Origin of the sequence: Photorhabdus hainanensis (assembly GCF_018448965.1) — a bacterium.
In the GTDB taxonomy this organism is placed as follows: domain Bacteria; phylum Pseudomonadota; class Gammaproteobacteria; order Enterobacterales; family Enterobacteriaceae; genus Photorhabdus; species Photorhabdus akhurstii.
The window spans coordinates 53885-68358 of the sequence record NZ_RCWD01000032.1 but is presented as its reverse complement, the minus strand read 5'-3'; the positions used below and the strand labels follow the sequence as shown (position 1 = coordinate 68358).

Genomic DNA, 14474 nt, shown 5'->3' with positions numbered 1-14474 from the left:
GACTAATTAGTTCGTAATGAATTAACTGTTGTTCACTCTTCAAGACTTTAAAACGTATTTTTTTGTGATACGGTCTTGTGAGTGCCCACACAGATTGTCTGATTAATTGTTAAAGAGCAGGCTGAATTAAAATTTAATATTCTCGCTCAGCCGGGCTGCGTATACTACGCTGTTCGCCCGCAGAGTCAAGCGCTTATTCGCTTTCTCTCTGCCCGACCTCACAATGTTTATCAGCGTTGTGTCGGTCAGTGGTGGCGCATTATAGGGAGTTCTCTGGCACTGGCAATAATTATTTTGAAAAAAATTGATCGTTTGATTAATTCCACAGCAACACCCCGCCTTATACCTACTTACCAACAGATTTATCCACAAATGGCTAGTTGGATGAAAATTTATCGAGCATCACGCAAACGTTTTCGTTACAATCCGTTGGTTAAAATCATCAAGCGATTTTATCTGACTATATTGAAATGTTATTGCAGTGCCCATTTTTTATGTCCTGATATAGTGGGTTCTTCCCAATAACATGTTACTGCCTTACAAAATCCAAGGGATCAAATCAATGCAACAGCTTCGTCCAATCCGTCGTGCCCTGCTTAGTGTTTCCGATAAATCAGGGGTTGTTGAATTTGCAAAAGCCTTATCTCAACGCGGTGTCGAATTGCTTTCCACTGGTGGCACAGCTCGTTTACTCGCTGAATCAGATCTAAAGGTTACTGAAGTTTCAGATTACACCGGCTTTCCTGAAATGATGGATGGCCGTGTTAAGACGTTGCATCCTAAAGTACATGGCGGAATCCTTGGCCGCCGTGGACAAGATGATGAAATCATGGCACAACACCAAATCTCACCGATCGATATGGTGGTTGTGAATCTATATCCATTCGCCCAGACCGTAGCTAAACCCAATTGCACTTTAGCAGATGCTGTTGAAAACATTGATATCGGCGGCCCAACTATGGTTCGTTCTGCGGCTAAGAACCATAAAGATGTAGCAATTGTGGTTAATAGTAATGATTATGAAAAAATCATTGAAGAGATGGATAACAATCAGGGGTCATTAACACAATCGACCCGCTTCGATTTAGCCATTAAGGCTTTTGAGCACACCGCCGCTTATGACAGCATGATTGCTAACTATTTTGGCAAGCTGGTTCCTCCTTATTATGGCGATACTACTCAGCCATCAGGACGTTTCCCCCGTACTCTGAATTTGAATTTTATTAAAAAACAGGATATGCGCTACGGTGAGAACAGTCATCAGGATGCTGCCTTCTATATAGAAGAAAATCTCTCTGAATCATCTATTGCAACTGCAACTCAGTTACAAGGTAAAGCTCTTTCCTATAATAACATTGCAGATACAGATGCAGCCCTGGAATGCGTTAAAGAATTCACCGAGTCCGCATGCGTTATTGTTAAGCATGCTAACCCCTGCGGTGTAGCCATTGGGAAAGATATTCACGAAGCTTATGATCGCGCATTCAAAACAGATCCAACCTCCGCTTTCGGCGGTATTATTGCTTTCAACCGTGAACTTGATGCTAAGACCGCACAAACCATTATCGACCGCCAATTTGTAGAGGTGATTATCGCCCCCTCAGTGGATGAAGAGGCATTGCCGATATTGGCTACTAAGCAAAATGTCCGCATTCTGGTATGTGGTGAATGGGAAACCCGAATTGCTGGCCTTGATTTTAAACGAGTTAACGGAGGTCTACTGGTACAAGATCGCGATCTTGGAATGGTAGCAGCAACTAACTTACGTGTAGTTTCCAAACGTCAACCTACTGAGCAAGAAATGAAAGATGCTCTGTTCTGCTGGAAGGTTGCTAAATTTGTCAAATCCAATGCCATTGTTTACGCAAAAAATGATATGACCATCGGTATTGGCGCAGGCCAAATGAGCCGTGTCTATTCCGCAAAAATTGCAGGGATCAAAGCAGCCGATGAAGGCTTGGAAGTTCAGGGATGTGCAATGGCGTCTGACGCATTTTTCCCATTCCGTGACGGTATTGATGCCGCCGCAGTTGTCGGCGTGAGTTGCATTATCCAACCCGGCGGTTCAATCCGTGACGACGAAGTGATTGCCGCGGCTGATGAACACGGTATTGCTATGATTTTCACCGGCATGCGCCACTTTCGCCACTAATCAATAAGCAGGAGTTAATCTGATGAATATTTTAATTGTTGGTGGTGGTGGACGCGAACATGCTCTGGCATGGAAAGCAGCCCAATCTCCTTTAGCTGATAAAGTCTATGTCGCTCCAGGAAATGCGGGAACGGCTCTAGAAAGCAATCTCGAAAATATTGACATCTCAGCGACAGATATCAACGGCTTGTTGGTATTTGCACAAAGCCATGATATTGGGCTGACTATCGTTGGTCCTGAAGCGCCATTGGTGATGGGCATTGTTGATGCATTCCAAAAAGCCGGGTTAACTATTTTTGGCCCAACTCAGGCGGCCGCTCAATTAGAAGGTTCAAAAGCCTTCACCAAAGATTTTCTGGCGCGCCATCAAATCCCAACTGCGGCTTATCAGAATTTTACAGAAATCGAACCGGCTCTTGCTTACCTGGATAAAGTCGGCGTCCCTATTGTTATAAAAGCTGACGGGCTGGCTGCGGGTAAAGGTGTAATTGTTGCGATGACACAGGAAGAAGCCCAATCCGCCATAAAAGATATGCTAGCAGGAAATGCGTTTGGTGATGCAGGCCACCGTATTGTTATTGAAGAATTTTTAACGGGTGAAGAAGCTAGTTTTATCGTTATGGTCGATGGCAAGAACGTTATTCCAATGGCGACCAGTCAGGATCATAAACGCATAGGTGACGGTGATACGGGTCCAAATACCGGCGGTATGGGAGCCTATTCTCCCGCTGCGGTCGTCACCGATGAAATCCACCAGCGTATTATGGAAGAGATTATTTATCCTACCGTTAATGGTATGGCTGCTGAGGGGCATGTCTATACCGGTTTTCTTTATGCCGGCTTGATGATCAACGAAAATGGCGAACCAAAAGTCATTGAATTTAACTGTCGCTTTGGTGATCCGGAAACTCAACCCATCATGATGCGTATGCGCTCTGATCTTGTTGAACTCTGTCTAGCTGGCGCAAAAGGAGAGCTTGCGGGTAAAACTTCTCATTGGGATGAACGCCCTGCTCTGGGTGTGGTACTCGCTGCCGGCGGGTATCCTGCTGATTATCACAAAGGGGATATTATTCATGGCTTGCCCCAACAAGAAAATGAAAGTAGCAAGGTTTTCCATGCAGGTACGGCAGTGAAAGGTAGTGAAGTTATTACCGCCGGTGGACGCGTTCTGTGTGTTACAGCATTGGGTGAAACCATTATAGATGCACAGAAAAATGCCTACCAACAAGCAGAAGAGATTGAATGGAATAACTGTTTTTACCGTAAGGATATCGGATATCGAGCAATTAACCGATTGAAGTAATCATAAAACTGACGAAGGTCAGAGGCTGTCCTTCGTCGGTTCCCAACGACAAAAGTCATTATTGGCTACCAACAATAATTCGCGGCCAACAGGCGCTTCCAACCAGGCTATGGTTAATTGGCCGTAGCTGCTTTTTTTGCGCTGTTCAAGCCATGACCTCGCGTAAGGTTCAAACTCTACAGAAATCGTTTCACCTGCACAGGTAGTGACTTTACCGTTATTCCAGTGCCCTTGCATCAAACGTACATTTCCCACGATCAACGCGTCACTTAATTCAAGCGTTCGTTTAGCGTCAAACTGCATACGAACAATATCATCGCTGGAAAGTAGCTCACGCCGCGCTTTCGACTGCTTTTGCATAAAAATCACCTCACCGGATTTATCCAAACGAAGTTGTTCAGACAGTGGATTTTTATTACTCAAAATTTCACGACGAATTTGGCGCAAATCGCCCTGTTTATATTCATAAAAAGTCACGACGGTATTGTCATTACGGTAGGGGCTGTAAACACTCATCAGCACCCGAGGTTTACTATCCTGATCGTTGAGACGCCACAAGCGGACAACGCCATCATCTGCAATGAATCCACTTGCGCTGAAAGAGGGTTGTTTAGGTTGATTGGTACAGGCGCTGAGCGCGAAGACGAATCCTAGTGTCATCAGCCCCTGACGAACCAACAAAAGGGGATAAATAATACCCCTTCTATTTTTTCTTTTTTGCAATGAAATTATTTAACTGCGTCTTTCAAAGCCTTACCAGCAGAGAAAGCAGGTACGTTTGCAGCCGCGATTGTAATTTCTTTACCGGTTTGCGGGTTACGACCCGTACGTTCTGCACGATGGTTAACTTTGAAAGTCCCAAAACCTACCAGTTGTACTGAATCACCCGCTTTCAGGGATTCGGTGATTGCATTCAAAGTTGATTCCAGAGCAGCCTTTGCCTGAGCTTTAGTCAGGTCTGTGCTTTCTGCGATTGCATCAACTAATTCAGTCTTATTCATAGATTATCCTTACAGTGTGTTTATCGTTTGCAAAGCATCGAGTGCGACGGATATGCCGAATGACAGCACCCCTGCATACACGCACCGATAGCCACTTCTTTTCACCCTCCAAATGTAGAACAGAGTGGGGGCAAAAGTGAAGCCTTTGAACATGGCATTTAAAGCATTAAATCACGTTTTTTCACTTTACTGCGTTAAATTTATGCCAATGTTACTCGTTCCTGACTCCCGGAGGTCAGCTTTCAATCCTTTAATCAACTCAATATCCCGCTCTTCGCAGCTAACCAATAAGCGATAAATTTCCCATTGGATATCCCACTCTTGTTCAATAGCAGGTAACATTTTCAGTTCTTCATCGGTCATTTCTTTCCCGGCCTGAGTCATTTCAAGCATAGCAACGGTGCGAATTGAAATTTCACTCACTGCAATTGCATGCTCCAATGTTTCACCACTCAGACGAGCATGAACAGTTTCCCCTAATGCAATACATGCATCAATCGCCGGGTACACACCGTAAATATCGTAATCATCCGCTGAGGGAATAGCTTGTTCCAACTTTTCCAGCTGATTATCAAAATTCACTTTGGCATCTTTTACAACTAATATTTCCCACACCAAATCCAGAATACGGCGGTAAAGAGCCGGTTCTGCAAACGCTGTCTGAAGACAGAACATCTGGTAATTTGGATACATCCGTTCGCACAGACTTGCCATAAAGGTCAGATGCTGCCAGCTTTCAAGTTTTTCCAGCCGTAAATGTATCGGGTTTCGTAACATTAGTTTTTACTCATTATGCACAATTTGCTCCGCAGTTTACCTGAAATTCAAGAATATCCACACGCTTACACCGAATTTAAGGATTTTTCTGTATCATTCGTTCAAAAAACGACCTATTTGAGGCTGCGCCATCTGCCCAACGGGTTGTTTCAGGCAGACGATAGCCTTTCATACAACGTTCCACCCATAACAACGCACTATCAAGACTGACTCGGTGCCCTGTAGAAATATACAACGGATTACAACGTTTTTTACTCCGCCATACCCAACCAATCTGCTCTTCTTTATCAATCAAAGGTTGGCAACTGCCGGGCTGTTCTCCCAATAGTTCACTTTCACCACATAAACGACGTTTTGCCACACCAATTGTAGGTATATTTGCTAATAAACCAAAATGGCTGGCAACACCTAAACGGCGTGGATGAGCAATGCCATGACCATCCACCATCACCAGATCAGGTATGTGTTTCAACAACTGCCAGGCAGCCATTAATGCAGGGTATTCACGGAAAGAGAGTAAACCGGGAATATAAGGCAGAGTAGTTTCAATTCGGGCTATCTGATATTCCACCAGTTCAAGGGCAGGATAAGAGAGAATTGCTATCGCTGCGCGGGTGATCGTCCCTTGCTGTTCAAAGCCTACATCAGCACCAGCAATCAATTTAGGCAGGGGAAAATCATCATAGAGGATAACCTGTTGAGCCTTTGCTATTTGTTCCTGACGTAGCGCTTTCGTATTAATCATATTCTTACTGATGATATTTAGTTGAAAGGTTATGTACAGCCTCAACAAATACACCTGCGTGTTCCGGCAGTACATCCTGATGGATACCATGACCAAGGTTAAAGACATGACCAGAACCCGCGCCAAAACCTTGCAAAATTGTCGAAACTTCCTGTTCAATGCGCTCTGGAGAAGCGTATAACATGGATGGGTCCATGTTGCCCTGCAAAGCAACTTTATTTCCCACACGACGACGTGCATCGGCAATATCTGTCGTCCAATCCAGACCAAGCGCATCACAACCGGTTTCAGCCATTGCTTCCAGCCATTGTCCGCCACCTTTAGTAAACAGTGTCACCGGCACACGACGACCTTCATTTTCACGGATCAGGCCATCAACAATCTTGTGCATATAATGCAAGGAAAATTCCCGATAATCCCGCCCCGTCAGCACTCCGCCCCAAGTATCAAAAACCATTACAGACTGAGCGCCTGCTTTAATCTGAGCATTGAGATAAAGAATAACGCTGTCTGCCAGCTTATCCAGCAATAGATGCATTACGGCAGGTTCGACATACATCATTTTTTTGATTTTAGTGAATGCCTTACTGCTGCCACCTTCCACCATATAAGTCGCCAGTGTCCACGGACTACCGGAAAAGCCAATCAAAGGAACCTGACCCGCCAGTGCCTTACGAATCGCACGTACTGCATCCATCACATAACCCAGCTCCATTTCCGGATCAGGCACCGACAGTTTTTCCACATCGGCACGATTTAAAATGGGAGATTTAAAACGCGGACCTTCACCTGCTTCAAAATAGAGCCCCAGCCCCATAGCATCAGGAATGGTGAGAATATCAGAGAAGAGAATCGCTGCATCTAGCGGATAGCGCCGTAAAGGTTGCAAAGTGACTTCACAGGCAAGTTCCGTATTTTTACATAGAGAAATAAAATCACCGGCTTCAGCACGGGTAGCTTGATACTCAGGCAAATAACGACCGGCCTGTCTCATCATCCAAACAGGTGTAACATCAACGGGTTGACGTAATAAAGCTCGCAAATAACGGTCGTTTTTCAGCTCATTCATGGCAGGCTCCATCTATTTATTGGCCGCAATATAATCTGACTACAATTGATTAGGCGTCATTGTAACATGACAGGTAGATCTCTCCCGTTGAATTGCGCCAAACTGTAGATTACGCATTTCGGCACAGAACAATCGTATCTTCAATCAACCGACGAGCAATAGTATTGGGTGGTGGAATCAATGGCAGTTGCTCATAGTGATACCAATCCGCACTAATCAGCTCTTTCGGATCATGACGAATCTCCCCACTGTCATAATCAGCCAGAAATGCCATCATCAATGAATGAGGAAAAGGCCACGGTTGAGAAGCCACATAACGTAAGTTGCGAATTTTAATATTACTCTCTTCCATCACTTCACGAGCCACAGCTTCTTCGAGTGTTTCACCGACTTCGACAAATCCCGCAAGTACGGTGTAAATGCCTCCACGATGGCGCTGATGTTGAGCCAACAAAATATGATCATCCCGACGAATACCGACAATAATACAAGGCGCTATCTGCGGATAATAACGTTCGTGGCAGTGATGACACAGACAAGCCCATTCACTGACACAATGGTACATTTTATTACCGCAATAACCACAATATTGGTGAGAGCGATAAAACTCCGCCAATTGCACTCCTCGGCCAGCTAATTGAAACAAGCCACGATCACTTTTAACAATCTGCCGTAAAGAAACCATATTTGCAGCCATTTTCTGACGAATAAGCCAAACTTTCTCACCTTGCCACTCACCGATAGGCAAGGCTATTTTTTCTTGTAGTGACCATTGAGTTGCCATTCCAAAAGGTAATTCGCCTTTAGGGAGCCAAATACGATTTTCATCGCTGATAACCCACCAGCCACGTTCTGTACCTGTAATTTGTTGTTGCATCATCACTATGACATCTTAATTTTAATATCTGTATAAATCATACACTTTTTAATCAAAAAAGCGTGCTTTATTATTATCGTCAAGATCGTATTGCCCGCTTTGACAGTAATAGGCATTATTCTCAACTATTAATATTCTTTGGCCCGAGGAGCACAACACCATGCCACAACTGCTTGCCGTGTTTGATCTGGATGACACCTTAATTTCCGGTGATTCCAGCGCTATATGGACCGCGTTTTTATGGGAAAAAGGCATCATTACCGATCCAAGCTTTATTGAAGCAGATAAAAAAATGACGACGGATTACGGCGCAGGCTCACTGGATATGAGTGGTTATCTGGCATTTAGTCTGCAAACACTGCATCAAATTCCACAAGAACAAGTTGATCTTTGGCTGACTGAATTTGTTAACGAAAAAATTAAACCGCGATTTTATCCACAAGCCAAATCCCTAATTACGGAATATCAACAGCAACAAATTCCAATCATTGTTATCTCAGCTACTGTCTCTTTTATTGTAAAAAAGATTGCTACCGAATTGGGCATTCACACGGCACTGGGCATTGATATGGTAATGGAAAATGGCTGTTATACCGGCAAAATAGATGGCATTGCGACTTTTCGTGAAGGTAAAGTAAAACGGATAAAACAGTGGCTGGAACAGCAAAATAGCTATCCTGAAATTATCCGCTTTTACAGTGATTCAATTAATGATCTCCCAATGTGTCAGTTTGCCGACGAAGTCATTACAGTCAATGCCGATGCCCGTTTAAAAGCCGAAGCACAACAATATGGCTGGAAACAATTAACTTGGTCACTGTAAATGCTTTCGATCAGTAATGGGTTTATGGTTTCCATAATCCTATCTATACCCGTTATCTTTCAACAGGCAACCCAATTGCTGGGGAGAATATTGCAATAAAATTGAGGTCTTGACGAAACAGAACAAGTCATTTTGTTTCCGCAAACAACCCACCTAATCGCGTTCCCTATGCTCTTAAGGTGTCATTTCTCTCCCTATAAATAAGAACAAAAATGCCGATCTTGAATATCGGCATTTTACTGTAAAAGAGAAGATTAATTTAATGCTTTAACATTTCAATTTTATCCCGGCTCAGTCCGGTACTGGTGACAATAATGTCCAAACTCACGCCATGCCGTAATAAGGCACGAGCCGTTTCCAGTTTACCTTCTTCTCGACCTAGCTCAATACCTTGCTTGATACCTCGCTCAAGCCCTTTTTGTTCAAGCTGTTCTGCAATAGTCATCAGCATCGTTTCATGCTCCGGAGATTGTTCAATCAGTTGATGGACAAATTGGGAGAGATCCGGTGTATGTCCATTCAGTAAAATATAGCGTAACACCACATTACGCTGCTCAGTTGTATTATACCCTGCATTCAAGAGTTCCACCAATTGGAGGAGCCATTCCTGCATATCCCGGCAGCGAATATGTTTTTGCACCAGTTCCATCAGGGCAACGCCTTTATGCGTCAGGATCTCTTCATCGCTGAGTACACTGACGTCCACCAACGGAAACGCCTGATGGTATAAGCGGGCAGCCTGCTCAGGGAGCGTAAAACAATCCAGCCACCGGTTTGAGTAAGGATACGGCCGAACCTCCCCATGATAAAACAGCAGCGGCGCCACCAAAGGGAGTTCAGTATGGCCTTTCTTCAGGTGGGCCGCCATTGCTAACATGGCATAATACATCAGCCGCCAGGCCATCAGCGGGTCAGGGGTGGACTGATGCTCAATCAGACAATAGATATAGCCCTGTCCCCGGACCGTTTCAACCGAATACAGCACATCACTGTGCAGTTGACGTAAATGCCGATCCACAAAACTGCCGGACTCCAGTTTCAATGTGGCTAAATCACACAACAACTGAACCTCTTCGGGCAGATAAAGGGATAAAAACTCTTTGGCCGTTTCGGGCTGCGTTAAAAAATGCTTGAATAACGAATCATGGTGAGGCTGTTTTTCTTTCTTTGCCACAATCTGTTTCTCTGTCTTTATCAGTTAGTCATTACCACTCATTGTCAAGGTATAGTATTTCTACCAAGTTACAAAAAACATTGTCTCAGATTTCCTCAGGCAAATCTTTATCGAATGCATTAATAGAAGAGCCTAAAGAATAAAAGATCAGAAAATAAAAAACGATCAAATATTATATTTACAACAACTACTTTATGAAAGCCATTCATTTCAATGAGTTTTAACCTGCATTCGCATAATAATATCCCTCCTTATCAAAATATCGATTACTTATCTGTCCGTTAATCTTGGATGTTCAGATCGAAAAAATTGGACTAAATTCCCGCCAGATGATCTATTATCTCTTTTGTATCCAAAAATTTTTTCAATGCAGTATTAAATCGTAATCTAATTTCTTCCTCATAAATATCGAAATACATATTAGACATTTTATATAAAATTTGACAAATATAGTTAAGTACAAAATAGGCATGAAATATATCGAACATTGGTCCACCATCTTCATGAAACAACCCAACCTGACAATGGTGATTTAATTTCAACCACCTTAGAAGAGTCAAAGTTTTTCATACCTTATTTTCTTAACAAGTTATAATTAAAAAATTAACGCTCAGCAAAACATTATTTAACATAAGGAAATTTTTCCATTTGTTCACTAAAAAATTAATAAACATGAGAAATCGATCACAAAACAATCAGCAACATAGCTAAAAACAATTAACCTAGTCACTGTAAATACTTTCAATCAGTAAGGGTTGTAGTTTTCATAATCCCTTCTATACTACTGTTTGCTTTCTTGTCGGAGTGCCTAGCGTAAGCTGTTTTATCGCAGCATACACAGGCTGAGACCGTTAATTCGGGATCCGCGGAACCTGATCGGGTTAATACCCGCGAAGGGAACAAGAGTAATCAACCGCTGTCAGCCCACCCAATTTTTTACGGGCCTGTCCAGCCATCAACCATTACTCCCTGCGAGCTCCAGACAAGCAACTTTCCCAATAACACAGTTAGGAATTTGCTATGTCTCATAATACTTTTATCCCTACAACCGATATTTCACCAAAGCCTAATCCGGCACGCCCGCGTAAAGCTCAACGCGATGCTGCTCAGGAATTTATTAATTCTATTCAAGGCGTGACATTCCCAAATTCACGACGAATTTATCTTCAAGGTTCCCGTGACGATATCCAAGTTCCAATGCGCGAAATTCAGTTATCACCCACGTTAATTGGCGGAACCAAAGAAGAACCTCAGTATGAAGAAAACGAAGCCATTCCGGTTTATGATACTTCCGGCGCTTATGGCGATCCTAATGCCAAACTGGATGTACATATAGGGTTAACCAAACTACGCCAACCGTGGATCAATGAACGCCAAGATACTGAACCTGTCGCCGCCCTCGGCTCCGATTTTACTCAGCAACGCCTGGCGGATGCCGGTCTCGATCATTTACGTTTCAATCATCGCCCCCATCCATTAAAAGCCCGTGAAGGCAAATGCGTTACTCAACTGCACTATGCCCGTAAAGGCATCATCACGCCGGAAATGGAATTTATCGCACTGCGGGAAAATATGGGACGTGAACGTATCCACGGTGATGTGTTACGCCAACAACATGCCGGACAAAGTTTTGGCGCTCAGTTGCCGGAAAATATCACCCCAGAATTTGTCCGTCAGGAAGTCGCAGCCGGTCGGGCTATTATTCCTGCCAATATTAATCACCCTGAATCAGAACCGATGATTATTGGCCGCAATTTTCTGGTGAAGGTTAACGCTAATATCGGTAATTCTTCCGTCACCTCTTCTATTGAGGAAGAAGTAGAAAAGTTAATCTGGTCTACTCGCTGGGGCGCAGATACGGTCATGGATCTCTCCACAGGCCGTTATATCCACGAAACCCGCGAATGGATCTTACGTAATAGCCCGGTTCCTATCGGTACAGTTCCTATTTATCAAGCACTGGAGAAAGTCAATAGCGTCGCGGAAAATCTCACCTGGGAAATGTTCCGCGATACCTTGCTGGAACAAGCGGAACAAGGTGTCGATTACTTCACCATTCATGCCGGTGTATTACTGCGCTATGTACCGATGACAGCCAAACGCCTCACCGGGATTGTCTCCCGCGGTGGTTCAATTATGGCGAAATGGTGTCTGTCTCATCATCAAGAAAACTTCCTCTACCGACATTTCCGTGAAATTTGTGAAATCTGCGCCGCTTATGATGTTTCCCTATCATTAGGAGACGGTCTACGCCCCGGTTCTATTCAAGATGCTAATGATGAAGCGCAGTTTGCAGAACTGCACACATTAGGTGAACTGACCAAAATTGCCTGGGAATATGATGTTCAAGTGATGATCGAAGGTCCTGGGCATATTCCTATGCAGATGATCCGCCGCAATATGACGGAAGAATTAGAGCATTGTCACGAAGCCCCTTTCTATACTCTTGGCCCACTGACGACAGATATTGCACCGGGTTATGACCACTTCACTTCCGGTATCGGCGCAGCCATGATTGGCTGGTTTGGCTGCGCCATGCTCTGTTATGTGACGCCAAAAGAACATCTCGGTTTGCCAAACAAAGATGATGTCAAACAAGGGCTGATTACCTACAAAATCGCTGCTCATGCCGCCGATCTCGCCAAAGGCCATCCCGGCGCACAAATTCGCGATAACGCCATGTCTAAAGCACGTTTTGAATTCCGCTGGGAAGATCAATTTAATCTGGCGCTCGATCCCGACACTGCTCGCGCCTATCACGATGAAACGCTGCCACAAGCCTCCGGCAAAGTTGCCCATTTCTGTTCTATGTGCGGGCCTAAATTCTGCTCTATGAAGATTTCTCAGGAAGTACGCGATTACGCCGCAGGTATGGAACAGATGTCTGAAGCATTCCGCGCCCACGGCAGCGAGTTGTATCACAGCGCAGAGGATGTATCCCATGAACAATCTGCCTAACGCGCCATTTGCCCCAACTGAATACAAATTGGGCCTGTATCCGGTCGTGGATTCGCTAGCGTGGATTTCCCGTTTGTTAAAAGCAGGCGTCACCACAATTCAGTTGAGAATTAAAGATCTGCCAGAAGATCAGGTAGAAGAAGAGATTCAACAAACCATTATGCTCGGCCGCCAATATAACGCTCGTCTGTTTATTAACGACTACTGGCGACTGGCAATAAAACATGGCGCTTATGGTGTTCATCTTGGGCAGGAAGATTTAGTCATCGCTGATCTGAACGCCATCCAAACAGCGGGATTGCGGTTAGGAATCTCTACCCACGATGAACAAGAGCTGGCACGAGCAAAATCCCTACGTCCATCTTATATCGCTCTCGGCCACATTTTCCCAACCACGACCAAAGAGATGCCATCTTCCCCGCAAGGACTGGCAGCCCTGAAACGGCAGGTAGAAAACACACCAGACTATCCTACTGTCGCTATCGGAGGTATTTCTCTTGAACGCGTACCGGATGTCATGGCAACGGGAGTCGGCAGTGTGGCGCTGGTGAGTGCCATTACCAAAGCAAAGGATTGGCGTCAGGCGACCGCCCAACTGCTTCATCTGGTTGAAGGCATTGAGTTGAAGGGATAGAGAGGTTCTTATGTTGAATGATCAAGAATTTATGCGTTACAGCCGACAACTGTTACTCGAAGATATTGGCCCGGAAGGGCAAGAAAAACTGAAATCCAGCCGCGTACTGATTGTCGGACTGGGAGGACTAGGCGCTCCCGCTTCTCTCTATCTGGCCGGGGCCGGTGTGGGAACAATTTATCTCGCTGATGATGACCAATTGCACATTTCCAATTTACAACGGCAAATACTTTACCGCACCGAAGAGATCCCTGCCGCAAAAGCTGATCTTGCAGCCAATCAACTCAATGCATTGAATCCACTGATAAAAACAATGGTCCTTAATCAACGTCAGGATCTGGAATCTCTGACAACAGTCGTGGAACAAGTCGATCTGGTTCTCGATTGCAGTGACAACATGACAACCCGCCACGCTATCAATGCGGCTTGTGTGGCAACGCGAAAACCATTAATTAGCGGCAGTGCGGTCGGTTTTAGCGGTCAACTTATGGTATTTGAACCCCCTTATCTTCATGGCTGCTATAGCTGTCTCTACCCTGAACAGGAAGAACCACTACGAAATTGCCGGACTGCGGGTGTATTAGGTCCGGTAGTCGGTATCATCGGCACATTACAGGCATTGGAAGCCATCAAAATGTTAACCGGGCTTCCTTCCCCGTTAAGCGGCAAGCTCCGACTGTTTGATGGTAAACAGCAAAGCTGGAGCACACTACAACTTAACCCGTCGCAACAATGCCCGATTTGCAGAGATATTGCATGAAAATTACGGTAAACGACCAGCCGATGGAGCTTATGGCTCCTCTGGCTATACAGCAATTGCTAGAACAACTTGAACAAACACAACCGGGAATGGCACTGGCTATTAATCAAACCATTATTCCGCGTTCAGAGTGGAATACGCATCAGATCAATGATGGAGACAATATCCTTTTATTTCAGGCTATTGCTGGAGGTTAAT

Annotated in this window: 14 protein-coding genes and 1 riboswitch; of the genes, 7 read left to right on the top strand and 7 right to left on the bottom strand. The window is 44.5% G+C overall.

The genetic code is table 11. The annotated features are described in order from the left end of the window. Nucleotides 1-562 precede the first annotated feature (562 nt). Together purH and purD are read left to right on the top strand one after the other, a co-directional pair. On the top strand, nucleotides 563-2152 hold the full coding sequence (gene purH / locus EAE92_RS17820) for a bifunctional phosphoribosylaminoimidazolecarboxamide formyltransferase/IMP cyclohydrolase (RefSeq protein WP_214069048.1): 1590 nt from the start codon (nucleotides 563-565) through the stop codon (nucleotides 2150-2152). Nucleotides 2153-2174: 22 nt separating this feature from the next. Continuing rightward, nucleotides 2175-3458: a phosphoribosylamine--glycine ligase gene (gene purD / locus EAE92_RS17815; protein ID WP_214069047.1), complete on the top strand. Its 1284-nt coding sequence runs from the start codon at nucleotides 2175-2177 to the stop codon at nucleotides 3456-3458. Nucleotides 3459-3476: 18 nt separating this feature from the next. Here the strand turns inward: purD and EAE92_RS17810 are convergent, their stop codons facing one another. The 6 genes from EAE92_RS17810 to nudC all read right to left on the bottom strand — a co-directional run bounded on the left by EAE92_RS17810 (nucleotide 3477) and on the right by nudC (nucleotide 7927). Beyond that, a complete protein-coding gene (locus EAE92_RS17810) occupies nucleotides 3477-4118 on the bottom strand; it encodes a DUF1481 domain-containing protein (protein ID WP_246545276.1) in 642 nt (213 codons plus the stop codon). 68 nt (nucleotides 4119-4186) lie between these two features. Next, a complete protein-coding gene (hupA, locus tag EAE92_RS17805; protein WP_012776594.1) occupies nucleotides 4187-4459 on the bottom strand; it encodes a nucleoid-associated protein HU-alpha in 273 nt (90 codons plus the stop codon). Between the two features lie 186 nt (nucleotides 4460-4645). Further along, nucleotides 4646-5236: a YjaG family protein gene (locus tag EAE92_RS17800; protein WP_105394903.1), complete on the bottom strand. Its 591-nt coding sequence runs from the start codon at nucleotides 5234-5236 to the stop codon at nucleotides 4646-4648. Nucleotides 5237-5312: 76 nt separating this feature from the next. After that, a complete protein-coding gene (gene nfi / locus EAE92_RS17795; protein ID WP_214069045.1) occupies nucleotides 5313-5981 on the bottom strand; it encodes a deoxyribonuclease V in 669 nt (222 codons plus the stop codon). Between the two features lie 4 nt (nucleotides 5982-5985). Further along, nucleotides 5986-7050 carry a uroporphyrinogen decarboxylase gene (hemE, locus tag EAE92_RS17790; RefSeq protein ID WP_214069044.1) on the bottom strand — a complete coding sequence of 355 codons (1065 nt, stop codon included), beginning with the start codon at nucleotides 7048-7050 and terminating at the stop codon, nucleotides 5986-5988. Nucleotides 7051-7159: 109 nt separating this feature from the next. Next, entirely contained in the window at nucleotides 7160-7927 is a 768-nt protein-coding gene (gene nudC, locus EAE92_RS17785; RefSeq protein WP_214069050.1) for an NAD(+) diphosphatase, read from the bottom strand. A 160-nt stretch (nucleotides 7928-8087) separates the two neighbouring features. Between nudC and EAE92_RS17780 the strand changes: the two genes are divergently transcribed. After that, nucleotides 8088-8750, top strand: coding sequence for an HAD family hydrolase (locus EAE92_RS17780; protein ID WP_214069043.1), 663 nt, complete (start codon nucleotides 8088-8090; stop codon nucleotides 8748-8750). A 259-nt stretch (nucleotides 8751-9009) separates the two neighbouring features. On the opposite strand, the gene EAE92_RS17775 is transcribed toward EAE92_RS17780, so the two are convergent. Beyond that, nucleotides 9010-9924, bottom strand: coding sequence for an Rpn family recombination-promoting nuclease/putative transposase (locus EAE92_RS17775; protein ID WP_214069042.1), 915 nt, complete (start codon nucleotides 9922-9924; stop codon nucleotides 9010-9012). 790 nt (nucleotides 9925-10714) lie between these two features. Beyond that, nucleotides 10715-10840, top strand: a riboswitch (TPP riboswitch). Nucleotides 10841-10944: 104 nt separating this feature from the next. Between EAE92_RS17775 and thiC the strand changes: the two genes are divergently transcribed. From thiC to thiS, 4 genes are read left to right on the top strand one after another with little or no spacing between them, the layout of a single operon-like run. Further along, a complete protein-coding gene (gene thiC, locus EAE92_RS17770; RefSeq protein ID WP_214069041.1) occupies nucleotides 10945-12882 on the top strand; it encodes a phosphomethylpyrimidine synthase ThiC in 1938 nt (645 codons plus the stop codon). Next, nucleotides 12866-13516, top strand: a complete 651-nt coding sequence (thiE, locus tag EAE92_RS17765) for a thiamine phosphate synthase (RefSeq protein ID WP_036814778.1) — start codon at nucleotides 12866-12868, stop codon at nucleotides 13514-13516. Before thiC ends, thiE begins: the two co-directional genes overlap by 17 nt. Before the next feature lie 10 nt (nucleotides 13517-13526). Beyond that, on the top strand, nucleotides 13527-14276 hold the full coding sequence (locus tag EAE92_RS17760; protein WP_214069040.1) for a HesA/MoeB/ThiF family protein: 750 nt from the start codon (nucleotides 13527-13529) through the stop codon (nucleotides 14274-14276). Further along, on the top strand, nucleotides 14273-14473 hold the full coding sequence (gene thiS / locus EAE92_RS17755; RefSeq protein WP_036781089.1) for a sulfur carrier protein ThiS: 201 nt from the start codon (nucleotides 14273-14275) through the stop codon (nucleotides 14471-14473). The genes EAE92_RS17760 and thiS overlap by 4 nt, the downstream gene beginning before the upstream one ends. Nucleotide 14474 lies beyond the last annotated feature (1 nt).

Bases quoted from the DNA above. Each gene is read 5' to 3' on its own strand.
- purH (WP_214069048.1), top strand. From the start codon at position 563: ATGCAACAGCTTCGTCCAATCCGTCGTGCCCTGCTTAGTGTTTCCGAT.
- purD (WP_214069047.1), top strand. From the start codon at position 2,175: ATGAATATTTTAATTGTTGGTGGTGGTGGACGCGAACATGCTCTGGCA.
- EAE92_RS17810 (WP_246545276.1), bottom strand. From the start codon at position 4,118: ATGACACTAGGATTCGTCTTCGCGCTCAGCGCCTGTACCAATCAACCT.
- hupA (WP_012776594.1), bottom strand. From the start codon at position 4,459: ATGAATAAGACTGAATTAGTTGATGCAATCGCAGAAAGCACAGACCTG.
- EAE92_RS17800 (WP_105394903.1), bottom strand. From the start codon at position 5,236: ATGTTACGAAACCCGATACATTTACGGCTGGAAAAACTTGAAAGCTGG.
- nfi (WP_214069045.1), bottom strand. From the start codon at position 5,981: ATGATTAATACGAAAGCGCTACGTCAGGAACAAATAGCAAAGGCTCAA.
- hemE (WP_214069044.1), bottom strand. From the start codon at position 7,050: ATGAATGAGCTGAAAAACGACCGTTATTTGCGAGCTTTATTACGTCAA.
- nudC (WP_214069050.1), bottom strand. From the start codon at position 7,927: ATGCAACAACAAATTACAGGTACAGAACGTGGCTGGTGGGTTATCAGC.
- EAE92_RS17780 (WP_214069043.1), top strand. From the start codon at position 8,088: ATGCCACAACTGCTTGCCGTGTTTGATCTGGATGACACCTTAATTTCC.
- thiC (WP_214069041.1), top strand. From the start codon at position 10,945: ATGTCTCATAATACTTTTATCCCTACAACCGATATTTCACCAAAGCCT.
- thiE (WP_036814778.1), top strand. From the start codon at position 12,866: ATGAACAATCTGCCTAACGCGCCATTTGCCCCAACTGAATACAAATTG.
- EAE92_RS17760 (WP_214069040.1), top strand. From the start codon at position 13,527: ATGTTGAATGATCAAGAATTTATGCGTTACAGCCGACAACTGTTACTC.
- thiS (WP_036781089.1), top strand. From the start codon at position 14,273: ATGAAAATTACGGTAAACGACCAGCCGATGGAGCTTATGGCTCCTCTG.